Here is a 577-nt window from a genome sequence, read left to right as displayed (position 1 = left end):
CCGTGTTGAGGTAGTTCACCGTCAACGTTGTACCGGCGGTGTCGCCGGGTAATGCGCCGTCGATCACGCCGGCCACTACGGGTTCGGGCAGTTCCAGGCGTGGCTCGCCGACCTGCAGAATATCGGCGTGAATGGATTCGCGAATGGCGTGGGTGGCGTTGACATGGTTCATCGCGCCGAGCGCGGCGTCCTCGATCAGCAACTGATAGTAGAGCTCCAGTTTGCCGCCGTTGATCGGCGTCAAATGCGCGCCGTCGATGGGGATCAGCAGCGGTTTGCCGGCACTGATGTCGCCCGCAGTGAGCGGGTACAGTGGCAGTTCCGGAAGGTAAGGGGTGAGTTCCGGGCGTGTGCCGAGCCAAAACAGTTTGATTGCCTGGCCCTTGTCAAATGAGGTGTCGAACGGAATCTCGATGCGCACCTGTTTCAACGTCGGGTCGAGCGCGCCACTCACGGCGTCCAGTGCTTTGGGGGCGGCCAGGCGTTTGATCGCACCGATGGCGCTGATGAACTGTGATTTGGAAGGCATGTCGGGCGCGCCGCTGGCCTTCTTCAGGCGATAGGACAAGGCGATCTG

At 61.7% G+C, this 577-nt stretch carries 1 pseudogene; it reads right to left on the bottom strand.

The window, feature by feature from the left end:
• Window positions 1-577: pseudogene (locus QMX93_RS30815) on the bottom strand (hypothetical protein); the annotation flags it as partial.

Source organism: Pseudomonas sp. PS01303, assembly GCF_029959385.1.
Classification (GTDB): domain Bacteria; phylum Pseudomonadota; class Gammaproteobacteria; order Pseudomonadales; family Pseudomonadaceae; genus Aquipseudomonas; species Aquipseudomonas rustica.
The sequence above is the reverse complement of the archived record's forward strand: the minus strand, read 5'-3'. Positions and strand labels throughout refer to the sequence as shown.